The organism is Pseudomonas sp. GL_117 (genome assembly GCF_057835125.1).
Genome location: NZ_CM174418.1, coordinates 1092559 through 1111470, shown reverse-complemented (window position 1 = coordinate 1111470; position 18912 = coordinate 1092559). Strand labels below are relative to the sequence as shown.

Annotated in this window: 14 protein-coding genes and 1 pseudogene; 10 read left to right on the top strand and 5 right to left on the bottom strand. The window is 61.9% G+C overall.

Annotation, left to right across the window (positions count from 1 at the left end; translation table 11 throughout):
- The first annotated feature begins 1037 nt into the window (after nucleotides 1-1037).
- From AC3ISR_RS04880 to AC3ISR_RS04865, 4 genes are all read left to right on the top strand, one after another.
- The gene (locus tag AC3ISR_RS04880) at nucleotides 1038-2012 is read left to right on the top strand and encodes a 2-hydroxyacid dehydrogenase (protein WP_463983252.1); all 975 of its coding nucleotides are present in this window, start codon (nucleotides 1038-1040) and stop codon (nucleotides 2010-2012) included.
- 149 nt (nucleotides 2013-2161) lie between these two features.
- Nucleotides 2162-3064, top strand: coding sequence for a chemotaxis protein CheV (locus tag AC3ISR_RS04875; protein ID WP_192297590.1), 903 nt, complete (start codon nucleotides 2162-2164; stop codon nucleotides 3062-3064).
- A 3-nt stretch (nucleotides 3065-3067) separates the two neighbouring features.
- Nucleotides 3068-3550 carry a GNAT family N-acetyltransferase gene (locus AC3ISR_RS04870; RefSeq protein WP_192297592.1) on the top strand — a complete coding sequence of 161 codons (483 nt, stop codon included), beginning with the start codon at nucleotides 3068-3070 and terminating at the stop codon, nucleotides 3548-3550.
- Nucleotides 3551-3657: 107 nt separating this feature from the next.
- Entirely contained in the window at nucleotides 3658-4401 is a 744-nt protein-coding gene (locus tag AC3ISR_RS04865) for a YkgJ family cysteine cluster protein (RefSeq protein WP_463983251.1), read from the top strand.
- Nucleotides 4402-5051: 650 nt separating this feature from the next.
- Here the strand turns inward: AC3ISR_RS04865 and AC3ISR_RS04860 are convergent.
- The 4 genes and pseudogenes from AC3ISR_RS04860 to AC3ISR_RS04845 all read right to left on the bottom strand — a co-directional run bounded on the left by AC3ISR_RS04860 (nucleotide 5052) and on the right by AC3ISR_RS04845 (nucleotide 7919).
- On the bottom strand, nucleotides 5052-6125 hold the full coding sequence (locus AC3ISR_RS04860; protein ID WP_412547863.1) for a methyl-accepting chemotaxis protein: 1074 nt from the start codon (nucleotides 6123-6125) through the stop codon (nucleotides 5052-5054).
- Nucleotides 6126-6344: 219 nt separating this feature from the next.
- A pseudogene (locus tag AC3ISR_RS04855) lies at nucleotides 6345-6626 on the bottom strand (PAS domain-containing protein); the annotation flags it as partial.
- Between the two features lie 96 nt (nucleotides 6627-6722).
- Entirely contained in the window at nucleotides 6723-7523 is an 801-nt protein-coding gene (locus tag AC3ISR_RS04850; protein ID WP_463983250.1) for a transporter substrate-binding domain-containing protein, read from the bottom strand.
- 162 nt (nucleotides 7524-7685) lie between these two features.
- Entirely contained in the window at nucleotides 7686-7919 is a 234-nt protein-coding gene (locus tag AC3ISR_RS04845) for a hypothetical protein (RefSeq protein ID WP_192297600.1), read from the bottom strand.
- Between the two features lie 213 nt (nucleotides 7920-8132).
- On the opposite strand from AC3ISR_RS04845, the gene AC3ISR_RS04840 reads away from it, so the two are divergent.
- From AC3ISR_RS04840 to AC3ISR_RS04815, 6 genes are all read left to right on the top strand, one after another.
- Nucleotides 8133-9299 (top strand): efflux RND transporter periplasmic adaptor subunit, encoded by a 1167-nt coding sequence (locus tag AC3ISR_RS04840; RefSeq protein WP_463983249.1) that lies wholly within the window; start codon nucleotides 8133-8135, stop codon nucleotides 9297-9299.
- Nucleotides 9296-12391 (top strand): multidrug efflux RND transporter permease subunit, encoded by a 3096-nt coding sequence (locus tag AC3ISR_RS04835; RefSeq protein WP_463983248.1) that lies wholly within the window; start codon nucleotides 9296-9298, stop codon nucleotides 12389-12391. The genes AC3ISR_RS04840 and AC3ISR_RS04835 overlap by 4 nt, the downstream gene beginning before the upstream one ends.
- Nucleotides 12392-12422: 31 nt before the next feature.
- Nucleotides 12423-13100: a heavy metal response regulator transcription factor gene (locus tag AC3ISR_RS04830; protein ID WP_192297604.1), complete on the top strand. Its 678-nt coding sequence runs from the start codon at nucleotides 12423-12425 to the stop codon at nucleotides 13098-13100.
- The gene (locus AC3ISR_RS04825) at nucleotides 13090-14454 is read left to right on the top strand and encodes a heavy metal sensor histidine kinase (protein ID WP_192297606.1); all 1365 of its coding nucleotides are present in this window, start codon (nucleotides 13090-13092) and stop codon (nucleotides 14452-14454) included. Before AC3ISR_RS04830 ends, AC3ISR_RS04825 begins: the two co-directional genes overlap by 11 nt.
- A 389-nt stretch (nucleotides 14455-14843) precedes the next feature.
- Complete coding sequence (locus AC3ISR_RS04820) at nucleotides 14844-16166, top strand: OprD family porin (RefSeq protein WP_463983247.1); 1323 nt, start codon at nucleotides 14844-14846, stop codon at nucleotides 16164-16166.
- Nucleotides 16167-16252: 86 nt separating this feature from the next.
- Nucleotides 16253-17746: a sensor domain-containing diguanylate cyclase gene (locus tag AC3ISR_RS04815; RefSeq protein WP_463983246.1), complete on the top strand. Its 1494-nt coding sequence runs from the start codon at nucleotides 16253-16255 to the stop codon at nucleotides 17744-17746.
- A 185-nt stretch (nucleotides 17747-17931) separates the two neighbouring features.
- On the opposite strand, the gene lpxC is transcribed toward AC3ISR_RS04815, so the two are convergent.
- Entirely contained in the window at nucleotides 17932-18843 is a 912-nt protein-coding gene (gene lpxC, locus AC3ISR_RS04810) for a UDP-3-O-acyl-N-acetylglucosamine deacetylase (RefSeq protein ID WP_016974965.1), read from the bottom strand.
- Nucleotides 18844-18912: the final 69 nt, after the last annotated feature.

Below are 18912 nucleotides of genomic sequence, written 5' to 3'. Positions count from 1 at the left end.
GTACACGTTGCATGGGCGTCGGCCTGCTGCCGGTGTACGTGGCCATCGAGGGTTTGCGTAATGGCACCCTGGTTCGAGTGGGGGTTTGGGCGGCGCTCGTTTGGCGAACTGAGGTAGTTCGAACCGCAGAAATCAAATGTGGGAGCGGGCTTGCCCGCGAAGGCGGTGTGTCAGATACAGACTTGCTGGCTGATCCACCGCATTCGCGGGCAAGCCCGCTCCCACAGGTTGAATTGTGTACACGTTGCATGGTCGTCGGCCTGCTGCCGGTGTACGCGGCCATCGAGGGTTTGCGTAATGGCACCCTGGTTCGGGTGGGGGTTTGGGCGGCGCTCGTTTGGCGAACTGAGGTAGTTCGAACCGCAGAGATCAAATGTGGGAGCGGGCTTGCCCGCGAAGGCGCTGTGTCAGATACAGATTTGCTGGCTGATCCACCGCATTCGCGGGCAAGCCCGCTCCCACAGGTTGAATTGTGTACACGTTGCATGGGCGTCGGCCTGCTGCCGGTGTACGCGGCCATCGAGGGTTTGCGTAATGGCACCCTGGTTCGAGTGGGGATTTGGGCGGCGCTCGTTTGGCGAACTGAGGTAGTTCGAACCGCAGAAATCAAATGTGGGAGCGGGCTTGCCCGCGAAGGCGGTGTGTCAGATACAGACTTGCTGGCTGATCCACCGCATTCGCGGGCAAGCCCGCTCCCACAGGTTGAACGGTGTACACGTTGCATGGGCGTCGGCCTGCTGCCGGTGTACGCGGCCATCGAGGGTTTGCGTAATGGCACCCTGGTTCGAGTGGGGGGTTGGGCGGCGCTCGTTTGGCGAACTGAGGTAGTTCGAACCGCAGAGATCAAATGTGGGAGCGGGCTTGCCCGCGAAGGCGGTGTGTCAGATACAGATTTGCTGGCTGATCCACCGCATTCGCGGGCAAGCCCGCTCCCACAGGTTGAACGGTGTACACGTTGATTGAGTGGTGTCCTGACAACACAGACGAGGAATGTTAGCTTGCTTGGCATTCTTCCGTAGTCGATGAGCCCGCCTGCAATGAAAAAGACCGTCCTCGCCTTCAGCCGTATCACCCCGCCAATGATCGAACGCCTGCAACAGGATTTCGAGGTGATCGCGCCCAATCCCAAACTGGGTGACATCAACGCGCAGTTCAACGAAGCCCTGCCCCATGCCCACGGTTTGATCGGCGTGGGTCGCAAGCTGGGCCGCGCGCAGCTCGAAGGCGCCGGCAAGCTGGAAGTGGTCTCCAGCGTCTCGGTGGGCTACGACAACTACGATGTGCCCTACTTCAATGAACGCGGGATCATGCTCACCAACACCCCTGACGTGCTCACCGAAAGCACCGCCGACCTGGCCTTCGCCCTGCTGATGAGCAGTGCGCGCCGCGTCGCCGAGCTGGACGCCTGGACCAAGGCCGGTCAGTGGAAAGCCAGCGTCGGCGCAGCGTTGTTCGGTTGCGATGTGCACGGCAAGACCCTGGGCATCGTCGGCATGGGCAATATCGGCGCGGCCGTGGCCCGTCGCGGGTACCTGGGGTTCAACATGCCGATCCTGTACAGCGGCAACAGCCGCAAGACCGAGCTGGAACAAACGCTGGGCGCACAGTTCCGCAGCCTTGACCAGTTGCTGGCCGAAGCGGATTTCGTCTGCCTGGTGGTGCCGTTGAGCGACAAGACCCGTCACCTGATCAGCACCCGCGAGCTGGGCTTGATGAAATCCAGCGCGATCCTGATCAACATCTCCCGTGGCCCGGTGGTGGACGAACCGGCACTGATCGAAGCGCTGCAAACCCAGCGGATTCGTGGGGCGGGGCTGGATGTGTATGAGCAGGAGCCCCTGGCGCAATCGCCGCTGTTCCAGCTGAGCAATGCAGTGACTTTGCCGCATATCGGCTCGGCGACAGATGAAACCCGCGAAGCCATGGCCAATCGTGCGTTGGAAAACTTGCGCAGTGCCCTACTGGGCCAGCGTCCGCAGGATCTGGTGAACCCGCAAGTGTGGAAAGGCTGACCTCTCACTACGGTGGGCGGGTGCTTCTGGGGAGAGTTGGCTTGCCTGCTCCCCCAGAAAGCCGCCCGATACAAAACCCGGTTAAAGCCTGGCGTCCTCAAGTCGATAACTCGGTATAGATCGTCATCCCTGATCCTCAGAAGGTTTTTATGTCCACCACCAAAGCCCGCGCAGACTCACTCTCGCTTCTGCTCTTTACCTTACGTAGCGGCAAGCTGATGGCGATCAACCTGCTGAAAGTCAGCGAAATCATTCCCTGCCCGCCGCTGACCAAGCTGCCGGAGTCCCACCCCCACGTCAAAGGCATCGCCATCCTGCGCGGAGCCTCGCTGTCGGTGATCGACCTGAGCCGCGCCCTCGGCGAAATGCCCCTGCAAGACCCGGACGGCGGCTGCCTGATCGTCACTGACGTCAGCCGTTCCAAGCAGGGCCTGCATGTACAGGCGGTGAGCAAGATCGTGCACTGCCTGACCACCGATATCCGTCCGCCGCCCTACGGCTCCGGCGGCAACCGCGCGTTTATCACCGGGGTCACCCAGGTCGAAGGCGGCTTGGTACAAGTGCTGGATATTGAAAAAGTCATCCACGGCATCGCCCCGGCGCCGGTTGAAGCAGCGCCGACCGACCTGACCATGGAAGAAGCCGAAGTGCTGGGCAACGCCCGCATCTTGGTGGTGGATGACAGCCAGGTCGCCCTGCAGCAATCGGTACACACCCTGCGTAACCTCGGCCTGACCTGTCACACCGCGCGCAGTGCCAAGGAGGCCATCGATGTGCTGCTGGAGCTGCAAGGCACGGCCGAGCAGATCAATGTGGTGGTATCGGACATCGAGATGTCCGAAATGGACGGTTACGCCCTCACCCGCACCCTGCGCGAAACCCCGGATTTCAAAGACCTCTACGTGCTGTTGCACACCTCCCTGGACAGCGCGATGAACAGCGAAAAAGCCCGCCTGGCCGGGGCCGATTCGGTGCTGACCAAGTTTTCTTCGCCGGAACTGACCAAGTGCCTGGTGATCGCCGCCCAGACTGTGGCGCAAAAAGGCCTGTAAGCGGTGAGCGAGTATTTCCAGCTGCTGCGCCGCGACCTCACCGCCAGCCTGCCCGCGCCGCAATGGCCGGCGGGTACGCAGTTGGATCACTACCGCGACGCGCTGGCCCCGGCGATTCATGCAGTGTTGCGCATGACCCAGGACCAGGGCGGTGGCCGCGTACCCGGCCTGGATGAATGGCGACACCAGTTTGTCACCGACGCCGAATTCGACCCGACGCTGTGCCTGGTAGCCAGCAACGCCGACGGTATTCTCGGCGTGGCGCAATGCTGGACCAGCGCGTTTATCAAGAATCTCGCCATACACCCCTGCGCCCAGGGCCAGGGACTGGGCCGTGCGTTGTTACTGCACTGCTTCCAGGTGTTCAAGCAACGCGGCGAACCCTACGTGGATCTCAAGGTGCTGGAGAGCAACCTGCGCGCACGCAAGCTCTATGAAAGCGCTGAAATGAGATTCGTCCTACGCGATGTCGTCGCAGCAGACTGACAGGCACTGGCGCACAACTTGCTTCCAGACAGGCTGAGCGGTGGATAGAGGTAAAACCCGTCACCGCTCAAGTGTGCCCTCTGACCTAGCCTGGTGACAGATCTGCCATGAACACTCATTTTTCCTGCGTCGGTTGCGGCAAATGCTGCAGCGACCACCACGTCCCCCTGACCCTCGACGAAGCCCGCATGTGGGCGGCGGACGGCGGCCAGGTCATCGTGCTGGTGGAAGGTTTTCTCGCCAGCGGCCTGGGCTTGCCCGTCCAGCAACGCGAGCATGCCGAACGCCGTTCGGTGGTGGTGCCCTGCGGCAACACCGAGGCGTTGCTGGCCATCACCTTTGCCGCCTACAACGCCGGGCGTTGCCGGAATCTTGACGCAGACAACCTGTGCCGCATCTATGAGCGGCGGCCGTTGGTGTGTCGGATCTATCCGATGGAGATCAACCCGCACATCCCGTTGAACCCCGCGGCCAAGGACTGCCCACCGGAATCCTGGGAACAAGGCCCGGCGCTGATCGTCGGTGGCGAACTGGCGGACCCGCAGTTGGCCGCCTTGATCCAGCGCTCGCGCCAGGCCGACCGCGATGACGTCCAGACCAAAGAAGCCGTGTGCGCCTTGCTCGGCCTGCGCACCACGGCGCTCAAGGGCGATGGGTTTACCGCGTACCTGCCGGACATGGGCGCGTTTGCCCAGGCGCTTGAATTGGCGACGCAACGGCCGGCCGTGGCCAATGAGTGGGTGTTTCATGTGTCCGGGATGGACATTGCCGAGCAACTGTTGGATGCGGGGGCGCAGATTGCTACCGAGGTGCCGGCCAACTATGCGTTTATTTCGTTGAGGGCGGCGTAGGCAGTACCGGCCACTTCGCGGGCAAGCCCGCTCCCACAGGTGATCGGTGTTGGCGGACTGTCAGTGCTCGGCTGCAGATCCCCAGGCACTGCCCATCCCCTGTGGGAGATGTCGAGCCCTAGCGAGGCTGCGAAGGCGGTGGCACTGTTGATAGAGGTGTTGGCTGAACCACCGCTTTCGCGGGCAAGCCCGCTCCCACAGGTGATCGGTGTTGGCGGGCTGTCAGTGCTCGGCTGCAGATCCCCAGACACTGGCCATCCCCTGTGGGAGCTGTCGAGCCCTAGCGAGGCTGCGAAGGCGGTGGCACTGTTGATAGAGGTGTTGGCTGAACCACCGCTTTCGCGGGCAAGCCCGCTCCCACAGGTGATCGGTGTTGGCGGGCTGTCAGTGCTCGGCTGCAGATCCCCAGGCACTGCCCATCCCCTGTGGGAGCTGTCGAGCCCTAGCGAGGCTGCGAAGGCGGTGGCACTGCTGGTAGAGGAGTTGGCTGAACTGCCGCTTTCGCGGGCAAGCCCGCTCCCACAGGTGATTGGGGTTGCTGGGCTGTCAGTGCTCGGCTGGATGATCGCCCAGGCACTGCCCATCCCCTGTGGGAGATGTCGAGCTTTAGCGAGGCTGCGAAGGCGGCAGCACACTCACTCCAGATCCCACTAATGTCGCTTGCCCCAGAACTCCCGCGCCAACTGCCGCAAGTCCTCCGCCAACGCTGCCACATCCCCGGAACTGCGCTGGCTGCGCTGCCCCGCGCAGACGGTGGCCTCCCCTGCATTGCGAATACCGACAATATTGCGATTGATGTCTTCGCTCACCGCACTTTGCTCCTCCACCGCCGCCGCGATCTGCTGGCTCATGCCGGTGATCTGGCTCACGCGCTGGCTGATGCCATCCAACGCGGCCGCCGCCCGTTGTGCCTGCACGACGCTGGCGTCGACATGTTCGCTGCTCTGCGCCATGGCCTGCACCGCGTCCCGCGCGCCGCCTTGCAGGGTGCTGATCATGCGCTGGATTTCGTTGGTCGATTGCTGGGTGCGTTGCGCCAGGCCGCGTACTTCATCGGCAACCACGGCAAAACCACGGCCCTGCTCGCCGGCCCGCGCCGCTTCGATGGCGGCATTCAGTGCCAGCAGGTTGGTTTGTTCGGCAATGGTGCGGATCACCTCCAGCACGCTGCTGATTTCACCGCTGTGACTTTCCAGTTGGTGGATCACCTCAGTGGCGCGGGTCAGTTCCTGGGACAGGCGCAACACCGCATCGCGGCTTTCATCCACCCGCAGATGGCCTTCACGGGTTTCGTTGCCGGCCTGGTCGGCCGCCTTGGACGCCGCGACCGCATGGTTGGCCACCGCGGCCACACTGGCGGTCATCTGGTGGATCGCCGCCGCCACCTGATCGGTCTGGGTCTGCTGGCCGAGGCTGCTGGCATGACTGCTGTCCAACTGCTCGACCAACTGCGCGGCATGCCCGGACAAGCGCCACGATGCATCACCGATGCGCCCGACCACTGCGCCCACTTGGGCTTCGAGCATGTGCAGGGCAAATTCGATCGTCCCGCACTCATCCGTGCGTCCGGTGTAGATCGCCTGGCTCAAGGGGTTGTCGGCGATTGCACGCGCGCGTTGATTCAACTGCGCCAGGGGCCGCAGGATCGCGTTGACCCCCGCCGCGCCCACAGCGCCACCGAGCACCAGCGCCAGCAGTTGCCAAACCAGCGCGTAGTCCGCCAGGCCCAGTCCCAACGCCCAGGTCAGGCCGCCGGTGCCGACCACCCACAACGATAACTTCAGGCCCATGCCGAACGTGGGCAGCAGCGGCCGCTTGCCCGCGCGCAATTGGGCGTAGGCACGTTCCGCCGCTGCGACGCGGCGCGCATCCGGCTTGGTGCGCACCGACTGATACTCCACCGTCACGCCATCACGCGTGACCGGCGAGGCATAGGCGCTGACCCAATAGTGATCGCCGTTCTTGCAACGGTTTTTCACCATGCCCATCCATGAGCGTCCCGCCTTCAAGGTTTGCCACATGTGCGCAAACGCCGCGGCCGGCATGTCCGGGTGACGCAACAGATGGTGCGGCGCGCCGAGCAACTCCTCACGGCTGTAACCACTGACGTCGATAAAGTCCTTGTTGGCGTAGGTAATCACACTGGTCAAGTCGGTGGTCGAAAGGATATTCGCGTCAGGGGCAAAGTCCACATTTCGACCGGTGACCGGCAGGTTGATCTTCATGGATAAGCGCGCTCGTAATGGTTGAAGAGTCGGCAGGGCCGTCGACTCTAAGCGCACCAAGGGGGCAAATACTGATCCAGCTCATGTTCCGCGCAATTAGTTTGCCATCACGGCGTGCCGGGGGACGTCCAGCTGATAGGGCTGGGTGATCCGCTGGTATTCGCCGTTGTGCATCAACTGCTCAAGGGCCCGATTCAGCTCATTGCGCAGCGCCGTATCAGGCTTGCGCAGTGCAATCGCCACACCGTCACCCAATGATTGCGCCGAGATGGCAGGGCCGAGGAAATCGAAATCCTGGCCGTCTGCCGTGTCGAGCAGCAGCTCGCGGATCTCTATGGGGCCTTGCAAGGTTGCATCTATATCGCCAGCCACCAGGCTGCGCACGAGCTCTTCATTGAGCCAGAAACTCTTGATGATGACGCCCGCCGGCGCCCATTTCGACAGGGCGAAGGCTTCGCGATTGCTCCTCAGCAAGACCCCGACGCGCTTGCCTTTGAGCGAGCGCAGGTTCGGCAGCAAGCCCGAGGTTTTGCGCGCTACCAGGCGGGTGGTAAAGGGATAGAGATCATCGGTGAAATTTACCCGCTTGCGCCGCTGAGCAGTCGGCGCCATGCCCATGATCGCGTCGAATTGCCGGGCTTCAAGGGCTGCGAAGCTCTCGACGAGGATCTGATCGACCCAGATGCAACGTGCGTTGAGCTGCTCACACAACGCATTGCCCAACTCGATGTTCAAACCCACCAGGCGGCCGTGCTGATCACGGCTTTGGAACGGCGGAAACTGCGCGGCGACGGCGAAGCGGATTTCGCGCCGTGGCAGGTCATCGGCTATTGCGATAGTGAAGCCCCCGGACAACATCAATAGGGCGAGGGAAACACGCAGGTGTGTCAGGGCCACAGGGACGTCCTTTTCTAGAAAAACCAGCTTCATCCTCATCCAACCCCGTGAAGAGGCCGTGCAGGTGTCGCGAGAGCTTTCAAAAAAAGGACCTGTGCCTACAAGCAGAAATATCGACTGAGGCTGTAGGCATTTACCACTACAGCATGTGACCCTCTACTCTCAGCGTTTACCCATGGAGCGACGGGTGCCCGGTGGCGCCATGCCAGGCGATTTGGTGTGACCGTTCTTGGCACCGTTTTTATACCAAGGTTGGGCGGCATTCTTCGCCCCGGCCAGCTCACCCGGTTTGAAGGGAAACTTGAACGCCGGAATCTCGGCTTTTTCAACGCCTTCGGCGTTGGCCGAATCGACGAGGTCGGCCGCTTCAACAGGGGATTGTGTCGGGGAATTCATGAAAGCTCCGGGGCATGCAGATAATGATGCGGGGCCGGCTTGCAGGCCACACTGGCGCGCAGTATACCTGCGGGCCCGTGATCTTTTACCACTGTCGTACGAATGGTCAGCATGTAACTGACAGCGCCGTCAGAAAGCGGTCACCTTGCTGACCGGGTTCACAAGCTATAAATACCCATCCTTTTTCCACCTCTCGTCCCGGCACCTGACAGCATGCACATTCAACGCAAAACCGCCTTGATCGTTGGCGTCCTCGTGGTAGTAGCCATTGCGACATGGGTCTTCACACGGCCAGCCAAGAGCAAATTGGTGGCTTCGACCGCCGTGCCGGTACGCGTCATCCACGTGGTGGAACAGGACCTGCCGCGCTACGTCAGTGGCATCGGTTCGGTGCTGTCGTTGCACAGCGTGGTGATCCGCCCGCAAATCGACGGCATCCTCACCCGGCTGCTGGTCAAGGAAGGACAACTGGTCAAGGCCGGGGACCTGCTGGCGAGCCTCGACGACCGCTCGATCCGCGCCAGTCTCGACCAGGCCAGGGCCCAGCTGGGACAGAGCCAGGCGCAACTGCAAGTCGCCCTGGTCAACCTCAAGCGCTACAAGGAACTGAGCGTCGACGACGGCATCTCCCGGCAGACCTACGACCAGCAACAGGCGCTGGTCAACCAACTGAAAGCCACGGTGCAAGGCAACCAGGCGGCCATTGACGCGGCCCAGGTACAGCTTTCCTACACCCAGATTCGCTCGCCGGTCACAGGTCGCGTGGGGATTCGCACGGTGGACGAAGGCAACTTCCTGCGCATGAGCGACACCCAAGGCTTGTTCTCGGTGACGCAGATCGATCCGATTGCCGTCGAGTTCTCCCTGCCGCAGCAAATGCTGCCGACCCTGCAGGGGCTGATTGCCGCCGACCACCCTGCCAAGGTCGACGCTTACCAGGGCGCCGATACCGAAGGCCGGGACAGTGACCTGCTGGGCCAGGGCCGACTGAGCTTGATCGACAATCAGATCAACAGCACCACTGGCACCCTGCGCGCCAAAGCCGAGTTCGCCAACACCGCGCAGAAGCTGTGGCCCGGCCAGTTGGTGACGATCAAGATCCAGACTGCCCTCGACCGCAATGCCCTCGCCGTCCCCCCGACCGTGGTGCAGCGTGGCCTGGACTCGCATTTCGTGTACCGCGTCAAAGGCGACAAGGTCGAGACCGTGCCGGTGCAGGTGGTGTATCAGGACAGCGAGCGCAATATCCTCAAGGGCATCCAGGCCGGCGACGTGTTGGTCAGCGATGGCCAGTCGCGGCTCAAGGCCGGCGCCCAGGTCGAGATCCTCAAGGAGCCGCCCCAAGTGATCCAGACCGCTGACGCCCAGGTGCTGCCATGACGTCGCGGGGCTCGGTTTCGGCCTGGTGCATCGACCGCCCGGTCGCCACCCTGTTGCTGACCTTTGCCCTGGTGCTGCTTGGGCTGATTGCCTTCCCCAAATTACCCATCGCCCCACTGCCGGAAGCGGAGTTTCCGACGATTCAGGTCAGCGCCCAATTACCCGGCGCGAGCCCCGACACCATGGCCTCGTCGGTGGCCACGCCACTGGAGGTGCAATTCAGCGCCATCCCCGGCATGACCCAGATGACCTCCAGCAGCGCCTTGGGCTCAAGCCTGCTGACCCTGCAGTTCACCCTCGACAAAAGCATCGACACTGCGGCGCAGGAAGTACAGGCGGCGATCAACACCGCCGCCGGCAAACTGCCCGGCGACATGCCGAGCCTGCCGACCTGGCGCAAGGTCAACCCGGCGGACAGCCCGGTGCTGATCCTCAGTGTCAGTTCCCATGACATGCCCGGCACCGAACTGAGCGACTTGGTGGAGACCCTGCTTGCCCGGCAAATCAGCCAGATCGACGGTGTCGGCCAGATCAACATCACCGGCCAGCAACGCCCGGCGATCCGTGTGCAGGCCTCGCCCGACCGGCTCGCCGCCATCGGCCTGACCTTGGCCGACGTACGCCTGGCCATCCAGCAATCGAGCCTGAACCTGGCCAAGGGAGCGCTGTACGGCAAGCACAGCGTGTCGACCCTGGCGACCAACGACCAGTTGTTTCACCCGGATGAATACGGTGACCTGATCATTTCCTACAAGAACGGCGCCCCCGTGCAACTGCGCGATGTCGCCAAAGTGGTCAACGGTTCGGAAAACGCTTACGTCCAGGCCTGGGCTGGGGACACCCCCGGCGTCAACCTGGTGATCACCCGCCAACCCGGCGCCAACATTGTCGAGACCGTCGAGCGTATCCAGGCCGAACTGCCGCGCCTGGAAGCGATGCTGCCTGCCGCGGTGCAGGTCAGCGTGCTGATGGACCGGACCACCACCATCCGTGCGTCGTTGCATGAAGTGGAAATGACCCTGCTGATCGCCGTGTTGCTGGTGGTCGGGGTGATGGCGATTTTCCTGCGCCAGTGGTCGGCCACCCTGATTGTGTCGAGCGTGCTGGGCGTGTCGTTGATCGCCAGTTTTGCCCTGATGTACGTGATGGGTTTCAGCCTGAACAACCTGACCCTGGTGGCGATCGTGGTGGCCGTGGGGTTTGTGGTGGACGATGCGATCGTGGTGGTGGAGAACATCCATCGCCACCTCGAAACCGGGCTGGACAAACGCGAGGCGGCGATCAAGGGCGCCAGTGAAATCGGCTTTACCGTGGTGTCCATCAGTGTGTCGCTGGTGGCGGCGTTTATTCCGCTGCTGTTCATGGGCGGCGTGGTCGGCCGGCTGTTCAAGGAGTTTGCCTTGACTGCTACGTCCACCATCCTGATCTCCGTGGTGGTATCGTTGACACTGGCCCCGACCCTCGCGGCCCTGTTCATGAAAGCGCCGAGCCACCGCGGCCATGACAACCCCGGCTTTGGCGAGCGGCTGCTGGCCGGATACGAAAAATACCTGCGTCGCGCCCTGGCCCATCAACGCACCATGGCCGGTATCTTCCTGCTGACCCTGGGCCTGGCCGTGGTCGGCTACGTATTTATCCCCAAGGGTTTCTTCCCGGTGCAAGACACCGGTTTCATCCTCGGCACAAGCGAGGCAGCGGCGGATGTGTCCTACCCGGACATGGTCGCCAAGCACAAGGCACTGGCCGAAATCATGCAGGCCGACCCGGCCGTGCGCGCGTTTTCCCACTCTGTCGGCGTGACCGGCAGCAACCAGACCATCGCCAACGGACGCTTCTGGATTTCCCTGGTGGATCGCGGCGACCGCGACGTGTCCGCCAGCCAGTTTATCGACCGTATCCGGCCCAAGCTGGCCAAGGTGCCGGGGATCGTCCTGTACCTGCGCGCCGGGCAAGACATCAACCTCAGTTCCGGCCCCAGCCGCAGCCAGTATCAATACGTGCTCAAGAGCAACGACGGTGCGCTGCTGAACACCTGGACCCAGCGGCTCACCGAAAAACTGCGCGCGATCCCACAATTTCGCGACATCTCCAATGACCTGCAACTGGGCGGCAGCATCACCCACATCACCATCGATCGCCGCGCCGCCGCACGCTTCGGCCTCACGGCCACCGACGTCGACCAGGCGCTGTACGACGCGTTCGGCCAGCGCCAGGTCAATGAGTTCCAGACCGAAATCAACCAGTACCAAGTGGTGCTGGAACTCGACACCCAACAGCGCGGCAAGGCCGAAAGCCTGAATTACTTCTACCTGCGCTCGCCGCTGACCAATGAAATGGTGCCGCTGTCGGCGCTGGCCACGGTTGACGCGCCCACGATCGGGCCGCTGTCCATCAGCCATGACGGCATGTTCCCGGCCGCCAACCTGTCGTTCAACCTGGCGCCCGGCGTGGCGCTGGGTGATGCGGTGATCCTGCTCGACCAGGCGAAAAACGAGATCGGCATGCCGGCCTCGATCATCGGCAACTTCCAGGGTGCGGCCCAGGCGTTCCAGAGTTCCCTGGCCAGCCAACCCTGGCTGATCCTCGCCGCACTGGTGGCGGTCTACATCATTCTCGGCGTGCTGTATGAGAGCTTTGTGCATCCGCTGACCATCATCTCGACCCTGCCCTCGGCGGGCCTCGGGGCACTGGTGATGCTGTGGCTGCTGGGGCAGGACTTTTCGATCATGGCGCTGATCGGCCTGGTGCTGTTGATCGGCATCGTCAAGAAGAATGGCATCCTGCTGATCGACTTCGCCCTGGAGGCGCAACGCACACGCGGCTTGTCAGCCCATGATGCGATCTTCGAAGCCTGTATCACCCGGTTCCGTCCGATCATCATGACCTCCCTGGCCGCCCTGCTCGGCGCCCTGCCGCTGATGCTCGGCTACGGCGCCGGTGCCGAACTGCGCCAGCCGCTGGGCATCTCGGTGGTCGGCGGCCTGCTGGTCAGCCAGGCGCTGACGCTGTTCACCACGCCGGTCATATACTTGTACCTCGAAAAGTTTTTCCACAGGCCCAAACCAGCGCTTGCGCCGGTGACCACACATTAAGGCCTAGGCCCCGTCCTGGAACGAAAGGCTCATGCGCGTCCTGATTATTGAAGATGAAGAAAAAACCGCGGACTACCTGCACCGCGGCCTGACGGAACAAGGCTACACCGTCGACGTGGCTCGCGAAGGCGTCGAGGGTTTGCACCTGGCGCTGGAGAACGACTACGCGATCATTGTGCTGGATGTGATGCTGCCAGGCCTGGACGGTTTCGGCGTGCTGCGGGCCTTGCGCGCACGCAAACAGACGCCGGTGATCATGCTCACTGCCCGCGAGCGCGTGGAAGACCGCATTCGCGGCCTGCGTGAAGGCGCGGATGATTACCTGGGCAAGCCGTTTTCGTTCCTTGAACTGGTGGCGCGCCTGCAAGCCCTGACCCGCCGCAGCGGCGGGCATGAGCCGGTGCAGGTGACCGTCGCCGACCTGTGGATCGACCTGATCAGCCGCAAGGCCAGTCGCAACGGCCAGCGCCTGGACCTGACCGCCAAGGAGTTCTCGCTGCTCAGTGTGCTGGCGCGTCGCCAGGGCGAGATCCTGTCCAAGACCGCGATTGCAGAGATGGTCTGGGACATCAACTTCGACAGTGACGCCAACGTGGTGGAGGTCGCGATCAAACGCCTGCGCGCCAAGCTCGACGGACCGTTTGAAGAAAAACTGCTGCACACCATTCGTGGTATGGGTTATGTGCTGGAGAGCCGCAGTGTCGGCTAATTCCATCGCCCTGCGCCTGAGCGGCATGTTCACCCTGGTGGCGCTGCTGATCTTCGTGTTGATCGGCGGCGCGCTGTACCAGCAGGTGGACCGCAGCCTGGGCTTGTTGCCCGAAGCCGAGTTGGACGCGCGCTACAGCGTGCTTGAATCGTCGGTGGGTCGCTTTGGCACGCCCGAACATTGGGCAAAAATCACCGCCAAGCTCAAGCTGCTCAGTGAAGAGGACAAACGTATCCACTTCTGGGTAGTGAGCGGCGACCCATCCTACGAATACGGCAACCCCGACCCACAGATCCGTGCCTTTGCCAACGGGCACACCGGCAAGCGCGATTTGCATCTGCCGGGCCACCAGCATCCGTTCAAGGCCCTGGTGAGCCAGTTCCCGGCCAAGGATCAGCGCCCGCCGCTGCGCTTCATGATCGCCATCGACACGCAGAATTTTCACGCGACCCAGCACCATTTGCTGGTGGCGCTGATCAGCCTGGCGTTTGCCGGCGTGGTCCTCGCCGCGTTGCTGGGCTTTTGGGTATCGCGCATCGGGCTCAAGCCGCTGGGCAAGCTGTCGGATGAGGCGCAGAAACTTGCGCCACCGAAATTATCCGGGCGCCTGCGGTTGTCGCCGCTGCCGCCGGAGCTGAGCCAGTTCGTCAACTCGTTTAACTCCACCCTCGACCGCGTGGAACACGCCTACTCGCGCCTGGAATCGTTCAACGCCGACGTCGCCCACGAGTTGCGCTCACCGCTGACCAACCTGATCGGCCAGACCCAGGTCGCCCTGACGCGCGGGCGTTCGGCGGAACACTACTTCGAAGTGCTGCAATCGAACCTCGAAGAATTGGAACGTCTGCGTTCGATCATCAACGACATGCTCTTCCTCGCCAGCGCCGACCAGGGCAGCAAGGCCACCAAGCTGATCGAAAGCGCCCTGGCCGATGAAGTGGCAACCACTCTCGACTATCTGGATTTCATCCTCGAAGACGCCCAGGTCAGCGTGCGGGTCAGCGGCGATGCCACGGTCCACATCGAAAAAGCCCACCTGCGCCGCGCACTGATCAACCTGCTGAGCAACGCCGTGCAACACACCGCGCCAGGGCAGGTCATCGACGTGAAGATCGAGGTCCAGGCGGATCAAGTAGCAATCGGCGTGACCAACCCCGGCGAGGTGATTGCCAGCGAGCACTTGCCACGCTTGTTCGAGCGCTTCTACCGGGTGGACGCCTCGCGCAGCAACAGTGGCGCCAATCATGGCCTGGGGCTGGCCATCGTCAAGGCGATTGCGCTGATGCACGGCGGCGACGTCTTTGTACGAAGCGACGCCAACGGCAACACCTTCGGCATCACGCTGCCCTTGTAGTGAGCGGGGTTGTCCCGCGCCGGGGGACTAAGCCGCCCTCAATCCAAGCACCGCGGTCGCCCTGAAACACCGAGGCGTACCATTTTGACCGGCTGCACCACCCGCACTGAGGATGCAACCCCGCCCACCACACTGTTGCGATTTGGGCAACAGTCATTATCTTGTTACACTCTGTATCGTACCGCTCGCCTGCGTTAATTTGACGCATCGATGAGTGTGACGGCAAAAACAGTTTGCGCTTACCCGAATTTCCCTCGACTTATTTCCAGGGCTCTACACTGGGAATCTGTTTAAAAGCCGCTGACTTCAGCGGCTTTTTTTTGCCGTAAAAAAGGCCAGAAACACCCCACGACATGGCCGTTCTCGATTGATCCAAAGGAGCTCCCCCGGTGAAGAACTCGCTGACGTTCACCCCGTTATTCCTCGCGATTACAGCAACGATCGCCCCGCCGACCCAAGCGGCAGGCAGCCCCCCCGCCGACGGCTTCGTCGAAGGCTCCCACCTCAGCGTCAACACCCGCAACTACTACATGAACCGCGACCGGCGCGACGTTCACAGCGATGACAGCAAGGAGTGGGGCCAGGGCTTTCTCGGCACTTTCGAATCCGGCTACACCCAGGGCACCGTTGGCTTCGGCCTGGATGCCCACGCCATGCTCGGCCTCAAACTCGATGGTGGTGGCGGCACAGACGGTTCCAGCATCCTTCCGTACGGCAGCGGCAACGGCAAGGCGCCGGGGTCGTTCTCCACGGCGGGCGGCACCTTGAAAATGCGCGCGCTGGACACTGAATTGAAGGCCGGCGACCTGTTCCTCAACAACCCGGTGATCGCCGGCGGCATGACGCGCATGCTGCCGCAGACCTTCCGTGGCGTGACCCTGGCCAACCACAGCCTCGACGGTTGGCTGTTCGAAGGTGGCCAGGCCAGTTTCACCAAGCTCTATAACCAGAGCGGCCACCAGCGCATCGGCACCAGCTACGGCGCCCTGCCGAGCCACACCGATGCACAGCACATGAACTGGGCCGGTGTGTCGTTCAGCGGCATGCCCGGGCTGACCAGCAACCTCTACGCCTCCGAACTGAAGGATGTGTGGAACCAGTACTACTACGACCTGGACTACACCTACGCGCTGAACGACCTGGTCAGCCTCAATCCCGGCCTGCACTACTACCACACCCAGGACACCGGGCAATCGCTGCTTGGCAACATCGACAACAACACCTACAGCCTGCATTTCAGCGTGGGCGTGGGCCATCACAGCGTCACTGCCGCGTACCAGCGGGTCAACGGCAACACGCCGTTCGACTACATCGCCCAGGGCGACAGCGTGTACCTGGACAACTCCCAGCAATACTCGGACTTCAATGGCCCGAACGAACGCTCGTGGAAACTCAAGTACGCCTACGACTTCAGCGGCCTTGGCATGCCTGGCCTGACGTCGGCAGTGTCCTACATCAGCGGCAAGACCGACCTGACCAGCGTCGACCCGCAAAGCCGTGGCTACAGCCGCTGGTACAGCGCCGAGGGCAAGGACGCCAAGCACTGGGAACGGGACATCGACCTGAAATACGTGGTGCAGGGCGGCAAGGCCAAAGACTTGGCCGTGCGCCTGCAATGGGCGACCAACCGCGGCAGCAACGGCTACTCGGCGGTGGACAATGACGTGGATGAATACCGCGTGATCGTCGACTATCCGATCAACGTGTTCTGATCCGGGGATCTTTCTTTTTTACCAGCCATTTAATTTTCTTCGCGTAGAACTAAACTGCCAGCATTCCAACCGCTGAAGTCTGCACGATGAGCCAAGACCGTGGCCGTACCCTGCCTGCACGCCCAGAGCTTTTTCTGATTCTGGGCAGTGGCCTGACTGTTGTCCTGATCATGGTGATTGTCGCGGCGCTGTTGATCCGTGAACACGCCAGTACCCTGCAGGCAGCCCAGCGCGCGACCACCAACATCACGCAACTGATCAATGCCGATGTACTGCGTAATGTCGAGCTATACGACCTGACACTGCAGGGACTGATTGCCGCCACCACGCGCACGGACCTGGCGAAAGTGCCCCCGGACGTCAGACATATGGTGCAGTTTGATCAATCCATCGCGGCCCCCTTCAAAGGCGAAGTGCTGTTGCTGGACGCCAACGGAGATGTGACTGCCGACTCCTCGACACTGTGGCCGACGCCGCGCAATTTTGCTGACCGGGACTATTTCCAGGCGCATAAAGACAATGCGCAGGCCGGACTGTTTATCAGCCGCCCCTTCAAAATCCATTGCGCCTGCGATCAAGTATGGCGAATCGCATTCAGTCGCCGAGTCTCAGGCCCCAGCGGCGAGTTCGCCGGCGTCGCAGTGGCCACCATGCGCCTGGCGTATTTCGATCAGTTGTTCAATCGCCTGACCATCGGCAATGGCAGCACAGTCAACCTGCTGAACACCCAGGGCATCCTCCTGGCCCAGCAACCGTTGCTGGAACGCGACATGATCGACAAGGACCTGAGTGATCGCCCCAACTTCAAACGCATGCTGCGCGAAGGCGAAGGCAGCTTCCGGGCAATTTCCGCCATCAGCGGCACCGAACGTTTGTATACCTTCACCACCGTCGGCGAGTTGCCGCTGATCGTGGTAGTGGCGCTGTCCAGCGAGGATGTGTTCGCCCCCTGGGAACGCGCCGCGCTGCTGACTTCCGGTGCCACCGGCGTGCTCTGCATCGGCTTGCTGTGGCTGACCTGGATGCTGCGCCGGGAATTGCGCCGCCGCTATCGCACCGAGCGCGTGCTGTCAGAACTGGCAGCCACCGACGCCCTGACCGGCCTGGCCAATCGCCGCATCCTCGACGAACGTCTGCGCCTGGAATGGGACCGCGCACAGCGCTCCACCGAGCCGTTGACCTTGCTGATGATCGATGTCGACCACTTCAAGGCCTTCAACGATCGCCACGGCCACCACGGCGGCGATGAGGCGTTGCGTAACGTCGCCCAAGTGATCGGCACCAATATCCGCCGCCCTGCCGACCTGGCGGCACGCTATGGTGGCGAAGAGTTTGCGGTGGTATTGCCGCATACCGATGCCAACGGCGCCCAGGTCATCGCCGAGCATATCCGCAGCAGCGTCGAGAACTTGCCACGGGTGGCAGGGGACGAGCGGCCAATCACGGTGAGTATTGGCTTGAGCACGTGGGACAAGCGCAGTCGGCTGTCGCTGGAGGCGCTGTTGTTGAGTGCGGATCAGGCGTTGTATGAGGCCAAGCACACGGGGCGCAACCGCACGGTGGTCGCCGCGACCCTCTGACATGTCAATGTGGGAGCTGGCTTGCCTGGCAAAGCGCAGTGTCAGGCAGCAGATGTGTAGCTGACATATCGCGTTCGCGGGTAAGCCCGCTCCTACATTTTTGATCTTCATAAGCCTGAACGGCAGGCATAAAAAAAAGGCCACCCGAAGGTAGCCTTTCAAAACTAAAGAAAGAGAGTTGTTACTTACACCGCCGCAACGGGACGCATGTAAGAGATCGGTGCGGTGCTGGCATCTTCGAAGGTCACGACTTCCCAAGCGTCTGTCTGCTCAATCAACTTGCGCAGCAGCTGGTTGTTAAGGGCGTGGCCCGACTTGAAGCCTTTGAACTCGCCTATCAGGCTATTGCCCAGCAGGTAGAGGTCACCGATTGCATCGAGGATCTTGTGCTTCACGAATTCGTCTTCGTAGCGAAGACCGTCTTCGTTCAGTACACCATCCGCGTCGACCACGATGGCGTTTTCAACGCTGCCGCCGAGTGCGAGGTTGTGCTTGCGCAGGTACTCGATGTCACTCATGAAACCAAAGGTACGGGCGCGGCTGACTTCTTTTACGAACGAAGTGCTGGAAAAATCCACGCTTGCACTTTGGGTGCGGTCACGGAATACCGGGTGATCGAAATCGATCTCAAAGCTCACTTTAAAGCCTTCGAACGGGACGAAGGTGGCGCGCTTGTCGCCGTCTTCTACTGTCACTTCCCGCAGAATGCGAATGAACTTCTTCGCTGCGTCCTGTTCTTCCAGGCCGGCAGATTGGATCAGGAATACGAAAGGTCCAGCGCTGCCATCCATGATCGGGACTTCGGACGCGGAGAGCTCGACGTAGGCGTTATCGATGCCCAGGCCAGCCATGGCCGAGAGCAAGTGCTCCACCGTGTCCACTTTGACGTCACCGTTGACCAATGTGGTCGACATGGTGGTTTCGCCAACGTTTTCCGCGCGAGCAGGAATATGCACGACAGGGTCCAGGTCGGCACGCACAAACACGATGCCGGTGTCGACAGGTGCAGGCTTGAGGGTCAGGTATACCTTCTCCCCGGAGTGCAGACCTACACCTGTGGCACGAATAATATTCTTCAGGGTGCGTTGTTTAATCATGGCTTGGACCGCTTCAGCGCAAATTGCGAACTGGTATCAACAAAGGCTAGCGATAATAGCAGACCAGAC

Bases quoted from the DNA above. Each gene is read 5' to 3' on its own strand.
- AC3ISR_RS04880 (WP_463983252.1), top strand. From the start codon at position 1,038: ATGAAAAAGACCGTCCTCGCCTTCAGCCGTATCACCCCGCCAATGATC.
- AC3ISR_RS04875 (WP_192297590.1), top strand. From the start codon at position 2,162: ATGTCCACCACCAAAGCCCGCGCAGACTCACTCTCGCTTCTGCTCTTT.
- AC3ISR_RS04865 (WP_463983251.1), top strand. From the start codon at position 3,658: ATGAACACTCATTTTTCCTGCGTCGGTTGCGGCAAATGCTGCAGCGAC.
- AC3ISR_RS04845 (WP_192297600.1), bottom strand. From the start codon at position 7,919: ATGAATTCCCCGACACAATCCCCTGTTGAAGCGGCCGACCTCGTCGAT.
- AC3ISR_RS04840 (WP_463983249.1), top strand. From the start codon at position 8,133: ATGCACATTCAACGCAAAACCGCCTTGATCGTTGGCGTCCTCGTGGTA.
- AC3ISR_RS04835 (WP_463983248.1), top strand. From the start codon at position 9,296: ATGACGTCGCGGGGCTCGGTTTCGGCCTGGTGCATCGACCGCCCGGTC.
- AC3ISR_RS04830 (WP_192297604.1), top strand. From the start codon at position 12,423: ATGCGCGTCCTGATTATTGAAGATGAAGAAAAAACCGCGGACTACCTG.
- AC3ISR_RS04815 (WP_463983246.1), top strand. From the start codon at position 16,253: ATGAGCCAAGACCGTGGCCGTACCCTGCCTGCACGCCCAGAGCTTTTT.
- lpxC (WP_016974965.1), bottom strand. From the start codon at position 18,843: ATGATTAAACAACGCACCCTGAAGAATATTATTCGTGCCACAGGTGTA.